Origin of the sequence: Diaphorobacter sp. JS3050, assembly GCF_013154915.1 — a bacterium.
GTDB lineage: Bacteria > Pseudomonadota > Gammaproteobacteria > Burkholderiales > Burkholderiaceae_C > Diaphorobacter > Diaphorobacter nitroreducens.
The window spans coordinates 3852455-3872034 of sequence record NZ_CP053553.1 but is presented as its reverse complement, the minus strand read 5'-3'; the positions used below and the strand labels follow the sequence as shown (position 1 = coordinate 3872034).

Below are 19580 nucleotides of genomic sequence, written 5' to 3'. Positions count from 1 at the left end.
GCCGCGCCGTCACGGTGCGGTCATGAAAACTGCGCGGATTGTAGGCGCCTGGTAACCGCGCCGTAACTCTCTACCAGCCCAGTCCGATATGCAGCGGCAGGTACACCGCCATGCCCACGACGATGGTGCCCAGGATGCCGCGGCGCCAGAAGTAGTAGCCCGCGGCGGCAGCCACGGCGGGCAGCCGTGCGTCCTGCAGCGTCTGGATCAGCGCGCCCTGGCTCATGACCAGCTCGGGCGCGATCACCCCGGCCAGCGCGGCCAGCGGCGCGTACTTCAGGCCGCGGCGCAGCCAGTCGGGCATCGGCAGGTCGCGCTCGGGGATCATGAAGAACGCGCGCGTGAGCAGGGTGATGCCCGCCAGCCCCAGGATGGCGATGGCCGGCTCGATCCAGGCACCGTTCATGTGTCGCCTCCCACCGCGCGGGTGCGCGCACGCCGCAGCGCACGCTCGGCCGCTTCGGCGGCCAGCCCTGCGGTGACGGCTGCGGCGATCGCCACCAGGATGTTGAGCTTGAGCGGCAGCGCGAAGGTGGCCACCGCCGCCGTGCAGGCCACGGCCGTGGCGAGCCAGGTGGCACGGTCGTTCAGCATGGACAGCAGGATGCCCAGCAGCGCCAGCACGCCCGCAAAGCCCAGCCCCCAGGACAGCGGGATGGCGTTGGCCAGCACGATGCCTGCAATGGACGGCACCTGCCAGGCCAGCCAGTTGGCCGAGGCCGCGCCCCAGAAATAGGGCACCTGCTCGGGCGCAGGCACGGGCTTGGGAAAACGCTTCATGAAGCTCACGAAGATCACATCGCCGCTGAAGTAGCCCAGCGCCAGCCGGTGGCGGCGCGGCAGGTGGGCGAAGTAGCTGCGCCACATGCTGCTGAAGATCACGAAGCGCAGGTTCACGCAGGTGGCCGTGAGCCACACCACCCACAGCGGTGCGCCCGCCACCATCAGCGGCAGCACGGCCAGCTGTGCGCTGCCGGCATACACCGCCAGCGACATGAACAGCGCCATCGGCAGCGACATGCCGCTCTTGGCCATGGCCACGCCCGTCACCAGGCCCCAGGCGCCGATGCCCAGGCAGGTGCCGGCCATGTCACTGGCGCCCTGGCGGAAGGCCGGGTCGCGCAGCTGGGCGCGCAGGAAAGGCAGACTCATGGGGCGGCGCCCAGCACCATGCCTGGCGCCAGCGGGAAGCCGCGCAGGAAGTCCGCGGCGGGCAGCCGCTTGCCGCCCGCGCGTTGCAGCACCGTCAGGCGCAGCAGGCTGCCGGCGCCGCAGGCCACGCCGATGCCGTCGGCATCTATAGACAAAATCTGGCCGCAGGCCGCATCCAGCGTGCGCGAGCAGCTATCTATTTCGCAGCTCCATACCTTGATGGCATCGGCCCCCAGCGTGGTGGCCGCGCCGGGGAAGGGGTCGAAGGCACGCACGCGCCGGGCGATCACCTCCGCCGGCTGGTTCCAGTCGATGGTGCTTTCCGCCTTGTCGATCTTGTGCGCGTAGGTCACGCCCTCGGCCGGCTGCGGTGTGGGTTTGAGGCCCCCGCAGGCGGCCATCTCCAGCGCCTCCACGATCAGCCGCCCGCCCAGCTGCGCCAGCCGGTCGTGCAGCGTGGCGGTGGTATCGGTGGGGCTGATGGCGGTCTTTTCCAGCAACAGCATGTCGCCGGTATCCAGGCCCGCGTCCATCTGCATGATGGTCACGCCGGTTTCCGCGTCGCCGGCCTCGATGGCGCGGTGGATGGGCGCCGCGCCGCGCCAGCGCGGCAGCAGGCTGGCGTGGATGTTCAGGCAGCCGAGCCGGGGCGTGTTGAGCACCCACTGCGGCAGGATCAGCCCATAGGCGGCCACCACCATCACATCGGCCTGCGCAGCCTCGATGGCGGCTTTGGCGGCCGCTGCGTCCTCGGGGTATTTGCCATCCAGGCGCAGGCTCAGCGGCTGCGCCACGGCGATGCCGTGCTGCAGCGCGCACTGCTTGACGGGTGAAGCCTGCAGTTTCATGCCGCGGCCCGCGGGGCGGTCGGGCTGGGTCAACACCAGGGGCACGGTGAAGCCTGCGGCCAGCAGGCGCTCCAGGGCCACGCGCGCAAACTCGGGCGTGCCGGCAAAAATGACTCTCATACAACGCGTGGAATAGCGGCCCCGGGGTGGGGCTCAGTGAAAGGGGTCGTTGTCGTTCAGCCGCTCGTCCGTGAACATCACGCGCTGCACGACGCCCGTCGGGTCGATGTGCACATGGGCCTGGCGGGGCTCTCCATTGTCACGAAAGCGGTAGGTCCAGATATCGCCATTGAAGCGCGCCACCTTCTCCACCAGCGCAGGCGGGCCGAAGGTGCGTCGCACGGCTGCGCGCGTATCGACGCCATTGCGCAGCGCATGGAAGCGCTCCAGCGTCAGTACCTGCTCCACCCGCACCAGGCGTTGCCGGGCGTCAAAGTCGAGGTGGTAGACCTGTTGGCCTGCGGGCTGGCGGCTGTAGACCAGCCGTTCTCCGCCTTCAGGGAGCATTACGGTCAGCGTGGGTGCGCCCATGGTGCGCTCGATGTCCGCACGCGGCGTGCCTGTTTTCTGCCACTCGGGTACGGCGCAGCCCGCCAAAAAAACAGCCAGCAGCAGTGCGCTCCAGCGGAGCCGGCGCGGTGCGGTTGCGTGCGCCGGCAGCGCGGTCATGCGCGTTCGGCCTGCTTTTGCTGCTTCAACAGCTTGGTCTTGATGCGGTTGCGCTTCAAGGGCGACAGGTATTCCACGAACACCTTGCCCAGCAGGTGGTCCATCTCGTGCTGGATGCACACGGCCAGCAGGCCCTCGGCCTCGATCACGCGCGGCTGGCCGTCGCGATCCAGCGCGCGCACGTGCACGGCAGTGGAGCGCTCCACGCCATCGTAGATGCCAGGCACCGACAGGCAGCCCTCGTCGCCCACCTGTTTCTCGGCACTGGCCCAGGTGATCTCGGGGTTGATCAGCACCAGCGGCGTGTCGCGCTCTTCGGAGACGTCGATCACCACGATGCGCTCGTGCACATCGACCTGCGTGGCGGCCAGGCCGATGCCATGGGCGTCGTACATGGTGGCGAACATATCGTCCACGATGGCGCGCACGCGCTCATCCACCGCCGTCACGGGCTGGGCGACCTTGTGCAGGCGAGGATCGGGGTAACAGAGAATCGGAAGAATTGCCATGGCAGAGCGCTCAATATGTCGCTATTTTCGCCACTTTTGCCCGCCATTGCGGCGCCCAATCACAATAATCGTTGCCCGATCAAGGGCTTGGGCACAGAATCTCAAATGGTTTGTAATGTATTCGCGGCAGTTTCTTCTGTAAAACAATTAACTGCACCGCAGCGAGAGGGGCGTTTTTCCAATGAATGACACGAGGAACAATATGGCGGCTCAGGCCCGTATGCGCGTGACGGCGCTCGGCGCACTGGCTTTGTTGGCGGGTGCCGCCATGGCACCGGCGGCGCAGGCCCAGAATTACCCGATTACTTCCGAGCAGCGCGCCACCGCGCAGCAGGTGGCTTCACGCGGCGTTCCCCTGTCCGAATTGGCCGCCAATGCGCCCGATACCTACGTGGTGAAACGCGGAGACACGCTGTGGGGTATTTCCGGCATGTATTTGAAGCGCCCCTGGCGCTGGCCGGAACTGTGGGGCATGAATCTGCAGTCCATTCCCAACCCGCACCTGATTTTCCCGGGCCAGACGCTGTACCTGGAAAAGGTGGACGGCTATGCCCGCCTGAGCACCAGCCGCAAAGGCGCGCCCGAGACCGTGCGCGTGTCGCCGCGCACGCGCTATGACAGCCTGGCCGGCACGGCGCTGCCCACGCTCAAGCCGCACCTGATCGAACCCTTCCTCGTCGAGCCTCTGGTGGTGGACGAGCTCACACTGCAGCAGGCCCCGCGCATCGTGGCCACGCGCGACGAACGCATGATCATGGCCAACGGCGACCGCGCCTACGTGCGCGGCCCTGAAGGCAGCCCCCTCGTGATGGCGCCTGGCGTGCCGCGCCAGTACCGCGTGTTCCGCAACGCCATTCCGCTGAAGGATCCGCACACTGGTGAGGTGCTGGGCTACGAAGCGCAGTATGTCGGCCGCGCCGAACTGGTGCGCAGTGAAACTACCACTCCAGTGCCCCAGAGCGATGTAGCGCGGGGCAAGAGTTCCAGCGAGGGCCGGGGGGAAGTGCTGGAGGGGCAAGCCCACGGCACAGCGGTGGACATCGTTCCCGCCACGGTGGACCTGAGGGGCGCGAAGGAAGAGATCCGGGCCGGCGACCGCCTGCTGCCCGCACCACAGCGCAGCTTCAACAGCTACACCCCGCGGGCACCGCAGGGCCCCGTGGATGCCAGCGTGGTGTCGATCTACGGCAGCGCGGCCGTGGCCAACGCCGGCCAGAACCAGGTGATCACCATCAACCGCGGTGCGCGCGACGGCATGGAAGCCGGCCATGTGCTGCAGCTGCTCACGCAGGGCGAGCGCTTCAAGGACAAGACCGACGAGCAGCGCGCCATGGTGCGCCTGCCCAGCGAGAGCAATGGCGTGGCGATGGTGTTCCTCACGTTCGACCGCGTGTCCTACGCCCTGATCCTGCAGTCGCAGCAGGCGGTGCGTGTGGGCGACCGTCTGGTCAACCCCGAGTAAGCCCCGGGCGCCGCCACCTGCGGGCGGCCGCTCCCTAGCCTTGTCACCGCGCATGCAACGCGACGAACTGGCCGCCTGGCTGCGTCTGACGCTCACGCCTGGCGTGGGCAACGGTGCCGCGCGCAGGCTGCTGGCCGCGTTCGGCCTTCCCCAGAACATCTTTGCGCAGGGCGAGAGGGCCTGGCAGTCCTGCGTCACCACGGCGCAGGCGCGCGCGCTCGCCCGCGTGCCCGAGGAGCTGGAGGCGCTGACCGAGCGGACGTGGCAGTGGCTGCTGGACGGGCGGGCGCCCGCGCAGCCGGCGCACGGCATCGTCACGCTGGGTGACGAGGCCTATCCTCCTGCGTTGCTGGCCACCGAGGATCCGCCGCTGCTGCTGTACCTGCTGGGTGCTCCGCAGTTCGTGCAGGGCGGCGCGCCGTTCGCGCCGGCGCACAGCCTGGCCATGGTGGGTAGCCGCAACCCCACGGCCCAGGGGGCGGACCATGCCCGGCAGTTCGCACGTGCTCTGCGGGAGGCGGGTTTGTGCGTCGTTTCGGGCCTGGCGCTGGGCATCGACGCGGCGGCGCACGAGGGCGCGCTGATCGATCCGCCCGACGGCGCCGCGCCCGCCACCATTGCCATCGTGGGCACCGGGCTGGACCGGGTGTACCCGCGTGCCAACAAGGAGCTGGCCCACCGCATCGCACGCCACGGCCTGCTGGTCAGCGAATACCCGTTGGGCACGCCGCCGTTGCCGGCCAACTTTCCCAAGCGCAACCGCATCATCTCCGGCCTGTCGCAGGGCACTCTGGTGGTGGAGGCGGCGCTGGCCTCGGGCTCGCTGATCACCGCGCGGCTCGCGGCCGAGCAGGGGCGCGAGGTGTTCGCCATACCCGGCTCCATCCACGCGCCCCAGTCGCGTGGCTGCCACGCGCTGATACGCCAGGGCGCCAAGCTGGTGGAGTCGGCGCAGGACGTACTGGAAGAACTGCGCTGGCATGCGCCGGCAGCCGCCATCCCCGCAGCACAGGACGCGTCCGAGGAGCCCCTTGCGCCGTCTTATCAGTGTGTGCTGGATGCGCTGGGGTTCGATCCACTGGGGCTGGACGCACTGGTGGCGCGCACCGGGCTGGATGCCGCCACGCTGCAAGTACGGCTGCTGGAGCTGGAACTGGAGGGGCGTGTCGCGCGCCTGCCCGGCGGGCTGTTCCAGCGCACGGGGCAGGCTTAAAGCAGCGACGGTAGTGCGCGCTTCGCGGCGCACGCCTGCGGGGCGGGGGCTTGCTGCGCGGCCTTGACCGCTCGGCAGATCAGCCGGCGCGGTACGGGCATGTGTTTGCTATATAAAAATGAGCTGCTCGCGCTTGCTGTACATCCATTTCAAAGGATTTTTCCGTTGAAACCTGGATGAAATAAGCGCAGACAGCTATGTTTTTTGATGTTATAGCCCGAGCATCAACCGCAGGTTCTGCACCGCAGCGCCGCTCGCGCCCTTGCCCAGGTTGTCCAGGCGCGCCACCAGCACGGCGTGGCGGTAGCTCTCATTGGCGAACACGCGCAGTTCCAACTGGTTCGTGTCGTTGAGCGCCAGGGCATCGAGTTTGCCGTCCTCGGTGGGCGGCAGCACCTTCACCCACTGCTCGGGCGTGTTGCTCTTGGCGTAATGGGCCGCCAGTGCGTCGTGCAGGTCCGCCGCCTTCGGCTGGCCGGGCAGCAGATCCAGATGCAGCGGCAGTTGCACCAGCATGCCCTGGCGGAAGTTGCCCACCGAGGGGATGAAGATCGGGCGGCGCGTGAGCCCGGTGTACTTCAGGATCTCCGGCAGGTGCTTGTGCGACAGGCCCAGCGCATACAGCTCAAAGGGCGCCGCATGGCCTTGCTCATAGGCCTCGATCATCGTACGGCCGCCGCCGGAGTAGCCGCTCACCGACGGCAGTGCCAACGGGTGGTCGGCAGGCACCAGGCCGGCGTCGACCAGCGGGCGCAGCAGGGCGATGGCGCCGGTGGCATAGCAGCCGGGGTTGGATACGCGCGTGGCGTTGCGCACGGCCTCCAACTGGCCGGGCGCCAGTTCGGGAAAGCCGAACACCCAGCCCGGCGCCGTGCGGTGGGCGGTAGAGGCATCAATGATCTTGATGGCGCGGCCGGTCTCGGCAGTGATGGCGTCCACCAGCGCGACTGTTTCGCGCGCGGCATCGTCGTGCAGGCACAGCACGACCAGGTCCACACCGGCGATCAGTGCGCGCTTGGCGGCGGCGTCCTTGCGCAGTTCGGGGGCGATGCTGACCAACTCCACCTGGGGCATGGCCTGCAGGCGCTCACGAATCTGCAGGCCGGTGGTGCCTGCCTCGCCATCAATAAAGACCTTGGACATCGAGTAGCTCCTGCAAGGGCCGGCCCAGGGTGGGGCCGGGGGTGTAAGTTATATCCACATCAATGGTGCGTCGCAGCATGATACATTTACCGGCTGCCATTCCCGAGCAAGCGGCTGTATTTCCGCTCTTCGGCAGAACGGGTACAAACACCATCCTTCCCCTGAGAGAGACCTCATGAAGATTCACGAATACCAAGGCAAGGAAATCTTGCGCAGTTTCGGCGTGCCCGTCCCGCGTGGCATCCCCGCTTTCACGGTGCAAGAAGCCGTGGAAGCCGCACAAAAGCTCGGCGGCCCCGTGTGGGTCGTGAAGGCCCAGATCCACGCCGGTGGCCGTGGCAAGGGCGGTGGCGTGAAGGTGGCCAAGACCATTGATGACGTGAAGGCACGCGCCAGCGAGATCCTGGGCATGCAGCTGGTCACGCACCAGACCGGCCCTGAAGGGCAAAAGGTGCGCCGCCTGTACATTGAAGATGGCGCCGACATCAAGAACGAACTGTATGTGTCCCTGGTCACCGACCGTGGCACGCAGAAAGTGGCGCTGATCGCCTCCAGCGAAGGCGGCATGGACATCGAGGAAGTGGCCCACTCCACGCCCGAGAAGATCATCACCGAGATGATCGACCCTCTGACCGGCATCACGCCCGAGCAATCCAAGAAGGTGGCCGCAGCCATCGGCCTGACGGGCGCTTCGGTGGACCAGGCGGTGGACCTGTTCGCCAAGCTCTACAAGTGCTACATGGACACCGACGCGTCCCTGGTCGAGATCAACCCGCTGAATTGCGACTCCAAGGGCAACCTGATGGCCCTGGACGCGAAGTTCAACTTCGACGCCAACGCGCTGTTCCGCCACCCGGAAATCGTGGCCCTGCGCGACCTGGACGAGGAAGATCCGGCGGAAGTCGAGGCCTCCAAGTTCGACCTGGCCTACATCTCCCTGGACGGCAACATCGGCTGCCTGGTGAACGGCGCGGGCCTGGCCATGGCCACCATGGACACCATCAAGCTGTTTGGCGGTGAGCCGGCCAACTTCCTGGACGTGGGTGGCGGCGCCACCCCCGAGAAGGTCACCGAAGCCTTCAAGATCATGCTCAAGAACCCCAAGGTCAAGGGCATTCTGGTCAACATCTTCGGCGGCATCATGAAGTGCGACACCATCGCCACCGGCGTGATCACCGCCTGCAAGGCCGTGAACCTGCAGGTGCCGCTGGTCGTGCGCATGAAGGGCACGAACGAAGAGCTGGGCAAGAAGATGCTGGCCGAATCCGGCCTGCCCATCATCAGCGCCGACACCATGGCGGAAGCCGCCACGAAGATTGTCGAAGCCGTCCGTTAAGCAGGCCCGGAGATAAAACATGTCGATCTACATCAACAAAGACACCAAGGTCATCACCCAGGGCATCACCGGCAAGACCGGTCAGTTCCACACGGAAAAGTGCCAGGAATACGCCAACGGCAAGAACTGCTTCGTGGCGGGTGTGAACCCCAAGAAGGCCGGCGAGAAGATTTTTGACATTCCAATCTTTGGGTCGGTCAAGGACGCCGCCAAGGAAACCGGTGCTACCGTCTCCGTGATCTACGTGCCGCCCGCAGGCGCGGCCGCCGCCATCTGGGAAGCCGTCGAGGCCGACCTGGACCTGGCGATCTGCATCACCGAAGGCATTCCCGTGCGCGACATGCTCGAAGTGCGCAACAAGATGAAGGCCAAGGAAGCCGCCGGCGGCAAGCGCACGCTGCTGCTGGGCCCCAACTGCCCTGGCCTGATCACGCCGGACGAGATCAAGATCGGCATCATGCCCGGTCACATCCACAAGAAGGGCCGTGTGGGCGTGGTGAGCCGTTCCGGCACGCTGACCTACGAAGCCGTGGCACAGTTGACCGAACTGGGCATCGGCCAGTCGTCCGCCGTCGGCATCGGCGGCGACCCGATCAACGGCCTCAAGCACATCGACGTGATGAAGGCTTTCAACGACGATCCTGACACCGACGCCGTGATCATGATCGGCGAGATCGGCGGCCCCGACGAGGCAGAAGCTGCCCGCTGGTGCAAGGCCAATATGAAGAAGCCCATCGTGGGCTTCATCGCAGGCGTGACCGCTCCTCCGGGCAAGCGCATGGGCCATGCGGGCGCGCTGATCTCCGGCGGCGCCGATACGGCGGACGCCAAGCTGGCCATCATGGAAGAGTGCGGTTTCACCATTACCCGCAATCCTTCCGAGATGGGTCGCCTGCTCAAGGGCCTGCTGTAATCCGCGAGCCTGGCGCGGTGTAGCGCGCCAGGTTACGCAAAACTACGCACGCGCGAGAGGGTCGTCCCTCTCTACACTGACAGCTCCAACACAAAAGAAACGCCAGCTTGGTTGACCCAGGCTGGCGTTTTCGATTCATAACACTGGAGCCATCAATGGAGTACTTGAGCAATGCCGATTTCTGGATCGGCCTGGTGAAGATCGTCTGGATCAACATCATTTTGTCGGGCGACAACGCTGTCGTCATCGCCCTGGCGGCGCGTTCGCTGCCTGCGCAGCAGCAGAGGAAGGCCGTCATGTTCGGCTCCGGCGCGGCGGTGGTGCTGCGCATCGTATTGACGGTAGTGGCGGCCAAGCTGCTCCAACTGTCCTTCCTGCAGATCGTCGGGGGCTGTCTGCTGCTGTGGATTGGTTATCAACTTCTCACGGGCGAAGAGGAAGATGACGGCGCATCCAAATCCGCAGGAGGCATGTTCGCGGCCATCCGCACTATCCTGATTGCCGACCTGGTGATGAGCCTGGACAACGTCATTGCCGTCGCCGCGACCGCCCAGGGGAACATGGTGCTGCTCGTCCTGGGGTTGGCCATCAGCATACCGCTGGTGATCTTCGGCTCCACCCTGATGATCAAGCTCATGGAACGCTTTCCCGTCATCGTCACGCTGGGGGCCGCGCTGATCGGTTGGGTGGGAGGCGAGACCATCGTCAACGACAACTTGCTTCACGATTACGCGATGGGTCACCCGTGGCTCCACTACGTAGCCGCCATAGCGGGCGCCGTGCTGGTGGTGATGGTGGGCAAGCTGATGCAATCCCGCGGCGAACCTCGGCAGGCGTGAAAAGTCTGGCGCGCGGTAGTGCGACGGGAATGTGCCGCGACCTGACGGACATGTCCTTGAAGTAGCAAAAATGGCAGGCAAGAAGGGGCTGCGTAGGGCCTCTTTTGCAACACACGTCAACGGGCCTGGCTTGCACGCGTTCAACATCATGACGGACCTGTCGCCCCGTGCGCCTCGACTATGATGCGCAGTCCCGCAATGCTGGTTGTGAGGGATATGCAGCGATGCCATCCTCAACCGCATGTAAAGCGCCTTCGCGTGAGGCGTCTCGCGGGAGTCTCTTATGAAACCTCTGCCGATGCTGAGCTACGAATTCTGCGCGTTGACGGACACGGGGCGGGTGCGCTCCAACAACGAAGACGCTGTGGCCATCCATGAGACGGCGCAGATGGTCATCCTGGCCGACGGCATGGGGGGCTACAACGCGGGCGAGGTGGCTGCCGGGATGGCGATCACCTACATCGGCACCGAGATGGTCCGCTGGCTGCAAGGCGACGGCTCCGCGGCATCACCTTCGGATGTACGGCATGCACTAGAGGCCTGTGTGGACAATGCGAACCACGCGATCCTCGGGGCCTCGATGTCCAACCCGCAGTACCTGGGAATGGGTACCACGCTGGTCGTCGGCGTGTTCCGTGACGACCGGCTCATTCTCGGCCACATCGGTGATTCGCGCTGCTACCGGTGGCGCGAGGGCCTCTTGCGGCAGATCACGCGCGACCACTCGTGGTTGCAGGAGCAGATCGACCTGGGACTGCTCACACCGGCACAAGCAGCCGTTTCGGGGCAGCGCAACCTGGTTACACGGGCGCTGGGGGTGGATGTGTCCGTGCACATAGAAATCAACGAATTTCCTGTCGAGCCCGGTGACTTGTTCATTCTTTGCTCCGACGGCCTGACGGATATGTTGAGTGACGAAGATTTGGCCGAACTGGCGCGGATGCCCATTGCGCTACAAGATAAAGCGGCGCGCATGGTGGCCATGGCCAACGCCATGGGAGGGCGGGACAACATCAGCGTAGTGCTGGCGCAAACGCAACTCGCTCAGGACGCCAAAAAACGCGGCGGCCTCATGGCGCGCCTGCTGCGCACCTCGTGACCCTTCCGCCAAGCTCAGCCCGACCGCCAGGGCTTCATTTGCCTGTGCCCGGAAATTGCTACTTCTCTCTACTAGCTAAGTTGTTTGGATAAGGAAAAGTGATCATGCCCAGAATGGTCGTGTCGATCGATGGAGTTGTCATCAAGGAAGTTACCTTCACCAAGGAACGCACAACGGTAGGCCGCCGCCCCTACAACGACGTGGTCATCGACAACCTTGCCGTCAGTGGTGAACATGCGGTCTTCCTCATGAATGGGGATGATGTGGAAGTGGAAGACCTGGGCAGCACCAACGGCACCTATGTCAACGGCAAGGCCATCAAGCGGCAGCCTTTGCGCAACGGCGACACGGTGGAATTGGGGAAGTACAAGATCCGCTTCCTGCACGAAGAGCCTGGTCACGACTATGAGAAGACGATGGTCTTCAAGCCGGGCATGTTGCCGCCACTGGCCAAGCCTGCGGCCTCTGCTCCAGTCGTGCTGAGCGCCGCCGTGCGGGTGATGAACGGCCCCGCCGCCGGCCGTGAGGTGGCTCTGACAAAAGTGGTTACCACCATTGGCAAGCCCGGCGTGGCCGTGGCTTCCATCACCAAGCGGCACAGTGGCTTCGTGCTGGCTCATGTGGAGGGTGGGGACTTTCCGTTCCTGAACGGTACGCGCATTGGAGTGGACCCCATAACTCTCAAGAATGGTGACCGCATCGCTCTGGCCAGCACTGAGATGGAGTTTGTGCAAGGCTAGAGCGTGCAGAGGGCAACGCTAGTGTGGCGATCATTAGCGCTTCGCTTTTAAAAGCCGTTAGCGCCTGATGGGAGAAGGGGTGCTGCCGCGGGTCGCAGAATGCCGCGCTGCCTCTAACAGACCGAATTGCGTAGTTCTCCACGTAGAACACCTTGGGGTGACAAATGTGTCGACGTGTGACCGATTGGTTGGACACTTCCTTTGTGGGGGCTGGAAAACTGGTGAAAAATGTCGCGCGCTGCAACGTTTGGTTGCATTCTGGTGTTGGCACAGAAGCTGCTCAAGTTTTCTCAACCCGCAGGATTCCTCTGCGGGGGCTATTACCTAATTCTGAGGAGGATTTATGAAGCGTACCTTGCAACAAGGTTTCACCTTGATCGAACTGATGATCGTTGTGGCGATCATCGGTATTCTGGCTGCTGTAGCTTTGCCTGCTTATCAAGACTACACTGTACGCGCCAAGGTGTCGGAAGTCGTTTTGGCTGGCTCTGCATGTCGCACAGGTATTACTGAGGCTGTGCAAAACTCTGGCGTTGCTGACGTTTCTAAAGAACTGCCCAAGGCTTGCACTGTCAGCGGCAGCAAGCTGGTGACTGCTGGTAAAGAAACCAATGGCGTTCCCGACGCAGGTAGCGACAAATTGAGCGGTGCGGATGCCAACGGCAAGATCTGGATCGTGGCTGATACCACCAACCTGAACAAGCTGACGGCCAGCACCAACGTTCTGACCATCACGCCTATGATTGACGCTACCAATGCTTTGGATGGCACCAAAGACGGTGGCAAGAACATCAATGGCTGGCGTTGTGGCAATACCACCGATGGCACCACCATCCCTTCCAAGTATTTGCCCGCTTCCTGCCGCGGCACTTACCCATAATCGCTGGGCACTATGCACATCGGGAAAGGAGCGCTTCGGCGCTCTTTTTTGTTTCTGTGGCCTGCTTGTATTTCCACGATAAGATTAGAGTGGCAGAAAGTGTGGTGCAACCTGCTGATGGGGTCAGCCCCCGCATACGATAGAACAAGGATAAAAACCGGGGCATTACCCTCATGGATTGAATAACCTTTAGTCGGAAGACCATACGGCCATGCGAAGTTGGAAAGGGCGCTTGCACGCCAGTTGTATTCATCTGGGCGTCAGCCTGAGCATTGCGGCGCTGGCCGCTGTGGTGGTGTTTGGGTTGTGGTATCCATACCCCTATCGCGAAATATCCGGGGGGCGGTCACTTTTCTTGCTGGTGGTATTTGTGGATGTGGTCATGGGACCATTGATCACGCTGGTTATCTTTAACCGCAACAAACCTCGACGCGAGCTGATGACGGATTTCTTAGTTGTGGGTTTGCTGCAGTTGGCTGCATTGAGCTATGGAATATGGACGGTGTTTGTTGCGCGGCCTGTGCACTTGGTGTTTGAATACAACCGAATGGCAGTGGTTCACGCCATTGATGTTGATCTTGCGCTACTTTCCAAAGCACCGAGGGAACTGCAAAAATTGCCGATGACGGGGCCCACCGCCATTGCACTGCGGCCATTCAAAAATTCGGCAGAACAGATTGACGCCACTATTGCGGCAATGGGGGGGGCGCCGTTACCGGCACGCAGTGATCTCTGGCAACCTTATAGGGACAGCGTTGTCGACATTCTCAAAGAGGCCAAGCCAGTTGCAGAGCTGGAGACGCGCTTTCCGTCACAAGTTTCAGTGATTTATCGGGCCGTCGAAAGTACAGGGAAAACCGTGCCCCAGTTGCGCTATCTGCCTTTGCTCGGCAGAAATAACGCATGGACAGTCTTGTTGGATGCCGCTACCGCAGAGCCAGCGGGATTTATTCCCCTGGATTCCTTTTGATGTAAAGGAAGTAGCCCCCATTCACAAGCGTTGCAGCCATTTTTTCGGAGGCCTTTGCTCACTTGGGCGGGGCAGAGAGAGTGATACGCTTTAGCTTTGCCTGCGGTCTCCGTCGGCACAGGTGACGAAGATCTCTGAGTGAAAAGGGCGTTGTCTTCCCCAATGAAATGGAGTCTAGTGTGGTGTCTCAAAAGTAATCATCAAATAATGGTACTCGCTGCCCGCGCCACAGATGCCAAGATGGTGTCCGCACTTTTATGCCACACGAACGGCTTGGGATCCTCGTTGTGACGATCAATGTATTCCCGTATGGATTGCTCCAGCTGAGCAACGCTGGTGTGGGCGCTGCGCTTGATCCACTGCTCGCTGATCTGGCTAAAGAAACGCTCGACCAGATTGAGCCAGGACGCTGAGGTGGGCGTGAAGTGAACGTGGTAGCGAGGATGGGCTGCTAGCCAGGCCCGCACTGCCTGCGTCTTGTGCGTGCCGTAGTTGTCCATGATCAGGTGGATGTCTTGTTCGCCAGGCACCGCTGCATCGATGGCTTTGAGGAACTGCAGGAATTCCACACTGCGGTGACGGCGCTTGAGCTGTCCTATGACTTTGCCAGTGGCCACATCCAGCGCTGCAAACAGCGACGTTGTGCCATGGCGCTTGTAATCGTGCGTGCGCGTGCTGGGTTTGCCAAACGTCAGTGGTAACCCTGGTTGGGTGCGATCCAGAGCCTGGATCTGGCTCTTCTCGTCCACGCACAGCACCAAGGCGCGATCGGGTGGTGCCATATACAGCCCCACCACATCCCGTACCTTGTCCACGAAATGGGGATCCGTCGATAGCTTGAAGGTTTCTTGCAGGTGCGGCTTCAGCCCAAAGGCATGCCAGATGCGCTGCACCGTCGCGGGCGATACGCCAGCGTGCCGACTCATCTGGCGCACGCTCCAGTGCGTGGCGTTGTCAGGCTTGCTCTGGCGAACCTTGTCCACAATGAGCTGAACCTGCTCGTCGCCCACACTGCGCGGGCGGCCAGCGCGCGGGCATCGGTCAAACCCGCCAGACGATACGCCCGGTAGCGCCGCCGCCACTTGGAGACAGTTTGCACCGTCGTGCCCAAGCGTTGGGCAATCATGGTGCCCGACTCCCCATCTGCGCAGCCCAGCACGATTCGCATGCGCAGCTTCTCGTCCTCGGGCGCTTTGCGTACGCGCAGTCGCGCATGCAGCTCTGCGCGCTCGGCATCGGTGATCTGCAGCTTCGTGGCGGGGCGTCCAGGGTGGGCCATCAGCGTAGTCTCCTATAAGGAAGCTGATTCGACCAACACCGGTCAAAATAGTTCTATCTATTTTTGAGACACCACACTAGGTTGCATCAGCTTGCCACATACACTCCCGACTTCCCCCCTCGCTTTTCCGTCACCATCACATCCCGCACCACCATCGCCCGGTCCACCGCCTTGCACATGTCGTAAATCGTCAGCAGGGCAATCTGCACTGCGGTCAGGGCCTCCATTTCAACCCCGGTGGGCCCTACCGTTTCCACAGTCGCTGCACAGAATATGCCGCAAGCGCCATCCACGCGTGCGTTGGCGACTTCAAATTCAATAGCGACCCGCGTCAATGCCAGGGGATGGCATAGCGGGATCAGCTCGCTGGTCTTCTTGGCTGCCATGATGCCGGCGATGCGCGCTACGCCGAGCACGTCGCCCTTCTTGGCGGTGCCCGACTCGATCAGCGCGAGTGTGGCGGGCTGCATCTCGATGCGGCCCGTGGCAATGGCCACGCGGTGGGTGGCCGGTTTGGCGCCGACGTCCACCATGTGGGCTTGGCCTTGGGCGTCGAAGTGGGTGAGGGGAGAGGGGGACGTTGTCATAAGGTGGGTTTACAACCGGGTGCGAAACATTCCAATGGCCGGGGCATCATACGGCCATGTGCAGATGGCCGCGATTGATGGCCGGCCCGTTCGCGCGGGTGAAGGAGTTTTGTGCAAGGTTCTATGCAAAATGTGCTCCCAGCGCCCGGCTGGAAAGCGCTGACAGCTTCTTTTTTTATAGCATTTGGCTCCCTGCAAGCACCGGCTGTGGTGGCCGTTTTTTGCCGGGGGATGGATTTGAGGTGCAGAATTGAACGATCAGCGCATCGCCGCTCATGCGCGCATTAGAGGGCGAGTGTGTGCCTGACGCGGCGGGCAGTTTTCTTCGAGAGACGAAGGGTCATGGGTCCATTACAGGACGGGTGGCGGCCGCATTGGCCCATCGCTCCGGCGCGGCTTCGACGACTTTGCCCACATCACGCAGATGCGTTGGGGGCAAAGTTCCAGCAGTCCATTTGCCGTGCCTCCTATTCCGCTGCCACAATGCGGCCATGCCTGTTTCATCGACTCCCAGCATTGACCTGACAGCCCTGCGCAAGTCGTATGCGCAAATGGCGGAGGCTTTGCAGCTTTGGCAGGATCAGCCGGAGGGCTCGGTATTCAAGCCGCATTTGCGCTCGGCGGTGATCCAGTCCTTCGAGTACACCTACGAGATCGCACTGCGCATGCTGCGGCGTGTGCTGGTTGAGCGGTCTCTGGCTGCCGATCTGGTTCAGGATTTGTCTTTCAATGACCTTGTGAGGTTGGGGGCGGATGCCGGGCTGTTGCAAGACCCGCAGGCTTGGCGCCGCTGGCGTGCCATGCGCAATGCCACCAGCCACACCTACGATGAGGCCAAGGCGGCGCAAGTGGCGGCTGCCATTGGTGCGTTCAGCCACGATGCCCTGGCGTTGCTGCAAGCGCTGGAGCGGGCTGTCGCACGCGAGCAGGCAGACTCATGAGCACCGGCCCTGTTGCCTCCCTTGCGCTCAGCCCAGCCCAGCGCAGCGAAATCCGCCGCATCGTAGATGCGGCGGTGCCTGGGGCACGGGTCTGGGTGTTTGGATCGCGCGCGGCGGGTAGGGCTCGCCCTTTCTCGGACGTGGATTTGTTGCTGCAGACCCGGCAGCCGCTGGCCTGGGATGAATGGGCGGCACTGGAGGATGCGTTCGAGCAAAGCGATTTGCCCTTCAGGGTGGATGTGGTGGAGCGGCGGGGTTTGCCGCCTGATTTCCTGCAGCGGGTGGAGCGCGAGAAGGTTCTTCTTTGAGCCCGTCAAGCGCCAGTCCGAGGGGGTTTCCTCGTATGATCCGCCCTTTCCTGCGCATGCTGCCCGTAGCTCAACCGGATAGAGCAATTGCCTTCTAAGCAATAGGTCGGGGGTTCGAGTCCCTCCGGGCAGGCCACCCACATTCCGTGGCCCGCATCAGGCCACAAAGCTTCCCGACTTGCCGCCGTGCTTTTCCAGCAGCTGCACGCCGGTCATCACCATGCGCTTGTCTGCGGCCTTGCACATGTCGTAGATGGTGAGCAGCGCCACCTGCACGGCGGTCAGGGCCTCCATCTCCACCCCCGTAGGCCCCACCGTTCCCACGGTAGCCGTGCATTGCACAGCGTTGTCGGAAGGCAGCAGTTCGAACTCCACGGCCACGCGGGTGAGGGCCAAGGGGTGGCACAGCGGAATCAGCTCGCTGGTTTTCTTCGCCGCCATGATGCCGGCGATGCGGGCCACGCCGAGCACGTCACCTTTCTTGGCGGTGCCCGACTCGATCAGCGCGAGTGTGGCAGGCTGCATCTCGATGCGGCCCATGGCAACGGCCACTCGGTGGGTGGCCGGCTTGGCGCCGACGTCCACCATGTGGGCTTGGCCTTGGGCGTCGAAGTGGGTGAGGGGAGAGGTAGGCGTTGTCATAAGGGGGGGTTACAACCGAGTGCGAAACATTCCAATGGCCGGGGCATCATACGGCCATGTGTAGATGGCCGCGATTGATGGCCGGCCCGTTCGCGCGGGTGGAGGAGTTGTGTGCAAGGTTCTCTACAAAATTGGCTCCCAGCGCCCAGCTGGAAAGCGCTGACAGCTTCTTTTTTTATAGCATTTGGCTCCCTGCAAGCACCGGCTGCGGTGGCACAGCCATCGCTGCCCACACTGGGAGACGGCCTGGAGATGACGACCAGTGCCGAGCGCAAGCTGGGCGACCGCATCATCCGCGAGCTGTACCGCGACCCGGATTACATCGATGACGCGGTGCTGAACGAGTATGTGCAGAGCCTGTTCCTGCCACTGGTGCAGGCCGCCAAGGCGCGGGGGGAATTGTCGCCCGAACTCGAGGAACGCTTTGCCTGGGAGATCTTGCTGGGCCGCGACCGTACGGTGAACGCATTTGCCCTGCCGGGGGGCTACTTTGGCGTGCACCTCGGGCTGATCGGCGTGGTGAGTACGCGCGACGAGCTCGCGTCGGTGCTGGCGCACGAACTCAGCCATGTCACCCAGCGCCATATTTCACGCCTCATCGCGCAGCAGGGGCGGCAGACGCCGCTGATGCTGGGCGCGCTGATCCTCGGCGCGCTGGCTGCGAGCCGCAGCCCCGATGCGGCCCAGGCCCTGATGGTGGGTGGGCAGGCGCTGGCCGTGCAGAGCCAGCTGAACTTCTCGCGCGACATGGAGCGCGAGGCCGACCGTGTGGGCTACGGCCTGATGGCGCCCGCTGGCTTTGCGCCGCAGGGCTTCGTGGGCATGTTCGACAAGCTGCAGCAGGCCAACCGCATCAACGACAACGGCAGTTGGCCCTACCTGCGCAGCCACCCCTTGACCACGCAGCGCATTGCGGACATGCACAGCCGCATTCCGCCGGGTGCGGCGCAGCCCGCGCGGGCTACGCTGGAGCACCTGATGATGGCTGCGCGCGCGCGCGTGCTGATGCGCCCCGGTGTCGACGCTTGGCGACAGTGGGTTGCCGAGCCGCAGGACGCCGGCTTTGCCGCACGGCCCGCACCGCAGCGGGTGGCGGCCTGGTATGCGGCCACCCTCAGCGCGGTGCAGTTGGGCGACATGGCGGCTGCGCGCAAGGCGTTGCGTGCGCTGCAGTCCAGCGCAGGTACCGATGCTGCCGCGTTGCGCCAGGCGCGCCTGCTGGGTGCTGAGCTGGAGCTGGCTGCGGGCGACGCGCCCGCGGCGCTGACGTACCTGCAGGGCAGCGTCGTCACGGAAGGCAGCGGTGTGCCCAGCGCGCCCGCGCCCGCACGGCCCGAGATGCTGCTGCGCACCCAGGCCCTGCTGCGCACGGGCGCGGCGGGCGAGATGGCGGGGCCCTTGCAGACCTGGGTAGCCACGCATCCTCGGGACGCGACCGTCTGGCAAGCGCTGGCGCAGGTATGGCAACAGCAGGGGCAGTCCCTGCGCGCCGTGCGCGCCGAGGCCGAGGCACACGCCGCACGCTATGACTACGCGGCCGCGGTGGATCGTTTCAAGGCGGGGCAGGACCTTGCGCGGCGCAGCAGCGCTGCGGGGGACTACATCGAAGCGTCGATCATCGACACGCGGCTGCGTGCCGTGGAGTCACTTCTTAAGGAACAGGCCGCCGAGCGCTGATTCGATCAGCATGCCCAGCAGAGAGTAGATCAGCGAACCGATCAGCGCGGCGGTAAAGCCGTGTACCTGGAAACCGTCGCCCAGCACCGACGCGGCGGCCCAGAACATGAGCGCGTTGATCACGAAGAGGAACAGCCCGATGGTGACGATGGTCACCGGCAGCGTCAGCACGACGAGGACCGGGCGCAGCACCACGTTGAACAGGCCGATCACAAAGGCCGCGATCAGCGCAGCGCCGAAGCTGCGCACCTCCACGCCGCTGTAGAGGTAGGCCACGCAAAGCAGGGCGGCCGCGCTCAGCAGCCATTTGAGCAGTAGTCGCATGGCGCGCAGCATAGCACCAGGCCGGTGAATGCGCCGCGCCGCATGCGGC

The 19580-nt window shown here is 63.8% G+C and carries 21 protein-coding genes, 1 tRNA gene and 1 pseudogene; 13 read left to right on the top strand and 10 right to left on the bottom strand.

From position 1 onward, the window contains the following. Positions 1 to 70: 70 nt before the first annotated feature. Genes HND92_RS18410 through def form a run of 5 tightly spaced genes read right to left on the bottom strand, consistent with a single transcriptional unit; the run spans position 71 to position 3178 of the window. Positions 71 to 406 (bottom strand): AzlD domain-containing protein, encoded by a 336-nt coding sequence (locus HND92_RS18410; protein WP_011807136.1) that lies wholly within the window; start codon positions 404 to 406, stop codon positions 71 to 73. After that, positions 403 to 1152 carry an AzlC family ABC transporter permease gene (locus HND92_RS18405; RefSeq protein WP_172208969.1) on the bottom strand — a complete coding sequence of 250 codons (750 nt, stop codon included), beginning with the start codon at positions 1150 to 1152 and terminating at the stop codon, positions 403 to 405. Before HND92_RS18405 ends, HND92_RS18410 begins: the two co-directional genes overlap by 4 nt. After that, the gene (fmt, locus tag HND92_RS18400; RefSeq protein ID WP_172208967.1) at positions 1149 to 2120 is read right to left on the bottom strand and encodes a methionyl-tRNA formyltransferase; all 972 of its coding nucleotides are present in this window, start codon (positions 2118 to 2120) and stop codon (positions 1149 to 1151) included. The genes HND92_RS18405 and fmt overlap by 4 nt, the downstream gene beginning before the upstream one ends. Positions 2121 to 2153: 33 nt before the next feature. After that, positions 2154 to 2669 carry a hypothetical protein gene (locus tag HND92_RS18395; RefSeq protein ID WP_172208965.1) on the bottom strand — a complete coding sequence of 172 codons (516 nt, stop codon included), beginning with the start codon at positions 2667 to 2669 and terminating at the stop codon, positions 2154 to 2156. Continuing rightward, positions 2666 to 3178: a peptide deformylase gene (gene def / locus HND92_RS18390; RefSeq protein ID WP_011807132.1), complete on the bottom strand. Its 513-nt coding sequence runs from the start codon at positions 3176 to 3178 to the stop codon at positions 2666 to 2668. The genes HND92_RS18395 and def overlap by 4 nt, the downstream gene beginning before the upstream one ends. Positions 3179 to 3380: 202 nt before the next feature. On the opposite strand from def, the gene HND92_RS18385 reads away from it, so the two are divergent. Together HND92_RS18385 and dprA are read left to right on the top strand one after the other, a co-directional pair. Then, a complete protein-coding gene (locus tag HND92_RS18385; protein WP_253940071.1) occupies positions 3381 to 4640 on the top strand; it encodes a LysM peptidoglycan-binding domain-containing protein in 1260 nt (419 codons plus the stop codon). A 52-nt stretch (positions 4641 to 4692) separates the two neighbouring features. Next, positions 4693 to 5853: a DNA-processing protein DprA gene (gene dprA, locus HND92_RS18380; protein ID WP_172208961.1), complete on the top strand. Its 1161-nt coding sequence runs from the start codon at positions 4693 to 4695 to the stop codon at positions 5851 to 5853. A gap of 210 nt (positions 5854 to 6063) precedes the next feature. On the opposite strand, the gene argC is transcribed toward dprA, so the two are convergent. Next, a complete protein-coding gene (argC, locus tag HND92_RS18375) occupies positions 6064 to 6996 on the bottom strand; it encodes an N-acetyl-gamma-glutamyl-phosphate reductase (protein WP_047349392.1) in 933 nt (310 codons plus the stop codon). Positions 6997 to 7171: 175 nt separating this feature from the next. On the opposite strand from argC, the gene sucC reads away from it, so the two are divergent. From sucC to tfpZ, 7 genes are all read left to right on the top strand, one after another. Further along, entirely contained in the window at positions 7172 to 8332 is a 1161-nt protein-coding gene (gene sucC / locus HND92_RS18370; RefSeq protein ID WP_011807128.1) for an ADP-forming succinate--CoA ligase subunit beta, read from the top strand. A gap of 19 nt (positions 8333 to 8351) precedes the next feature. Further along, the gene (gene sucD / locus HND92_RS18365; protein ID WP_015914606.1) at positions 8352 to 9245 is read left to right on the top strand and encodes a succinate--CoA ligase subunit alpha; all 894 of its coding nucleotides are present in this window, start codon (positions 8352 to 8354) and stop codon (positions 9243 to 9245) included. A gap of 155 nt (positions 9246 to 9400) precedes the next feature. Continuing rightward, on the top strand, positions 9401 to 10084 hold the full coding sequence (locus HND92_RS18360) for a TerC family protein (protein ID WP_172208951.1): 684 nt from the start codon (positions 9401 to 9403) through the stop codon (positions 10082 to 10084). Positions 10085 to 10367: 283 nt separating this feature from the next. Next, the gene (locus HND92_RS18355; protein ID WP_088888075.1) at positions 10368 to 11183 is read left to right on the top strand and encodes a Stp1/IreP family PP2C-type Ser/Thr phosphatase; all 816 of its coding nucleotides are present in this window, start codon (positions 10368 to 10370) and stop codon (positions 11181 to 11183) included. 104 nt (positions 11184 to 11287) lie between these two features. After that, complete coding sequence (locus tag HND92_RS18350) at positions 11288 to 11923, top strand: FHA domain-containing protein (protein WP_172208949.1); 636 nt, start codon at positions 11288 to 11290, stop codon at positions 11921 to 11923. A gap of 343 nt (positions 11924 to 12266) precedes the next feature. Then, positions 12267 to 12803, top strand: coding sequence for a pilin (locus HND92_RS18345; RefSeq protein WP_172208947.1), 537 nt, complete (start codon positions 12267 to 12269; stop codon positions 12801 to 12803). Between the two features lie 211 nt (positions 12804 to 13014). Then, positions 13015 to 13773, top strand: a complete 759-nt coding sequence (tfpZ, locus tag HND92_RS18340) for a TfpX/TfpZ family type IV pilin accessory protein (RefSeq protein WP_172208945.1) — start codon at positions 13015 to 13017, stop codon at positions 13771 to 13773. A gap of 200 nt (positions 13774 to 13973) precedes the next feature. On the opposite strand, the pseudogene HND92_RS18335 reads toward tfpZ, so the two are convergent. Then, positions 13974 to 15052 (bottom strand): annotated as a pseudogene (locus HND92_RS18335) (IS630 family transposase). 86 nt (positions 15053 to 15138) lie between these two features. After that, entirely contained in the window at positions 15139 to 15639 is a 501-nt protein-coding gene (gene moaC, locus HND92_RS18330; RefSeq protein ID WP_172208943.1) for a cyclic pyranopterin monophosphate synthase MoaC, read from the bottom strand. A 491-nt stretch (positions 15640 to 16130) separates the two neighbouring features. Here moaC (HND92_RS18330) and HND92_RS18325 point away from each other — a divergent pair, with 491 nt between their 5' ends. The 3 genes from HND92_RS18325 to HND92_RS18315 all read left to right on the top strand — a co-directional run bounded on the left by HND92_RS18325 (position 16131) and on the right by HND92_RS18315 (position 17024). Then, entirely contained in the window at positions 16131 to 16580 is a 450-nt protein-coding gene (locus tag HND92_RS18325; protein ID WP_011807119.1) for an HI0074 family nucleotidyltransferase substrate-binding subunit, read from the top strand. Next, positions 16577 to 16888 carry a nucleotidyltransferase family protein gene (locus HND92_RS18320; RefSeq protein WP_011807118.1) on the top strand — a complete coding sequence of 104 codons (312 nt, stop codon included), beginning with the start codon at positions 16577 to 16579 and terminating at the stop codon, positions 16886 to 16888. The genes HND92_RS18325 and HND92_RS18320 overlap by 4 nt, the downstream gene beginning before the upstream one ends. A gap of 59 nt (positions 16889 to 16947) precedes the next feature. Continuing rightward, positions 16948 to 17024: transfer RNA gene (locus tag HND92_RS18315), tRNA-Arg, on the top strand. Positions 17025 to 17044: 20 nt separating this feature from the next. On the opposite strand, the gene moaC (HND92_RS18310) is transcribed toward HND92_RS18315, so the two are convergent. Continuing rightward, a complete protein-coding gene (moaC, locus tag HND92_RS18310; RefSeq protein ID WP_172208941.1) occupies positions 17045 to 17530 on the bottom strand; it encodes a cyclic pyranopterin monophosphate synthase MoaC in 486 nt (161 codons plus the stop codon). Between the two features lie 111 nt (positions 17531 to 17641). Between moaC (HND92_RS18310) and HND92_RS18305 the strand changes: the two genes are divergently transcribed. After that, positions 17642 to 19207, top strand: a complete 1566-nt coding sequence (locus tag HND92_RS18305; protein ID WP_172208939.1) for a M48 family metalloprotease — start codon at positions 17642 to 17644, stop codon at positions 19205 to 19207. Here the strand turns inward: HND92_RS18305 and HND92_RS18300 are convergent. Beyond that, a complete protein-coding gene (locus tag HND92_RS18300) occupies positions 19175 to 19531 on the bottom strand; it encodes a phage holin family protein (protein ID WP_041836445.1) in 357 nt (118 codons plus the stop codon). The genes HND92_RS18305 and HND92_RS18300 overlap by 33 nt on opposite strands. Between the last annotated feature and the right edge of the window lie 49 nt (positions 19532 to 19580).

Bases quoted from the DNA above. Each gene is read 5' to 3' on its own strand.
- dprA (WP_172208961.1), top strand. From the start codon at position 4,693: ATGCAACGCGACGAACTGGCCGCCTGGCTGCGTCTGACGCTCACGCCT.
- tfpZ (WP_172208945.1), top strand. From the start codon at position 13,015: ATGCGAAGTTGGAAAGGGCGCTTGCACGCCAGTTGTATTCATCTGGGC.
- fmt (WP_172208967.1), bottom strand. From the start codon at position 2,120: ATGAGAGTCATTTTTGCCGGCACGCCCGAGTTTGCGCGCGTGGCCCTG.
- HND92_RS18385 (WP_253940071.1), top strand. From the start codon at position 3,381: ATGGCGGCTCAGGCCCGTATGCGCGTGACGGCGCTCGGCGCACTGGCT.
- HND92_RS18395 (WP_172208965.1), bottom strand. From the start codon at position 2,669: ATGACCGCGCTGCCGGCGCACGCAACCGCACCGCGCCGGCTCCGCTGG.
- argC (WP_047349392.1), bottom strand. From the start codon at position 6,996: ATGTCCAAGGTCTTTATTGATGGCGAGGCAGGCACCACCGGCCTGCAG.
- HND92_RS18350 (WP_172208949.1), top strand. From the start codon at position 11,288: ATGCCCAGAATGGTCGTGTCGATCGATGGAGTTGTCATCAAGGAAGTT.
- HND92_RS18405 (WP_172208969.1), bottom strand. From the start codon at position 1,152: ATGAGTCTGCCTTTCCTGCGCGCCCAGCTGCGCGACCCGGCCTTCCGC.
- HND92_RS18360 (WP_172208951.1), top strand. From the start codon at position 9,401: ATGGAGTACTTGAGCAATGCCGATTTCTGGATCGGCCTGGTGAAGATC.
- def (WP_011807132.1), bottom strand. From the start codon at position 3,178: ATGGCAATTCTTCCGATTCTCTGTTACCCCGATCCTCGCCTGCACAAG.
- moaC (WP_172208943.1), bottom strand. From the start codon at position 15,639: ATGACAACGTCCCCCTCTCCCCTCACCCACTTCGACGCCCAAGGCCAA.
- sucC (WP_011807128.1), top strand. From the start codon at position 7,172: ATGAAGATTCACGAATACCAAGGCAAGGAAATCTTGCGCAGTTTCGGC.
- sucD (WP_015914606.1), top strand. From the start codon at position 8,352: ATGTCGATCTACATCAACAAAGACACCAAGGTCATCACCCAGGGCATC.
- HND92_RS18320 (WP_011807118.1), top strand. From the start codon at position 16,577: ATGAGCACCGGCCCTGTTGCCTCCCTTGCGCTCAGCCCAGCCCAGCGC.
- HND92_RS18345 (WP_172208947.1), top strand. From the start codon at position 12,267: ATGAAGCGTACCTTGCAACAAGGTTTCACCTTGATCGAACTGATGATC.
- HND92_RS18325 (WP_011807119.1), top strand. From the start codon at position 16,131: ATGCCTGTTTCATCGACTCCCAGCATTGACCTGACAGCCCTGCGCAAG.
- HND92_RS18300 (WP_041836445.1), bottom strand. From the start codon at position 19,531: ATGCGACTACTGCTCAAATGGCTGCTGAGCGCGGCCGCCCTGCTTTGC.
- HND92_RS18355 (WP_088888075.1), top strand. From the start codon at position 10,368: ATGAAACCTCTGCCGATGCTGAGCTACGAATTCTGCGCGTTGACGGAC.
- moaC (WP_172208941.1), bottom strand. From the start codon at position 17,530: ATGACAACGCCTACCTCTCCCCTCACCCACTTCGACGCCCAAGGCCAA.
- HND92_RS18410 (WP_011807136.1), bottom strand. From the start codon at position 406: ATGAACGGTGCCTGGATCGAGCCGGCCATCGCCATCCTGGGGCTGGCG.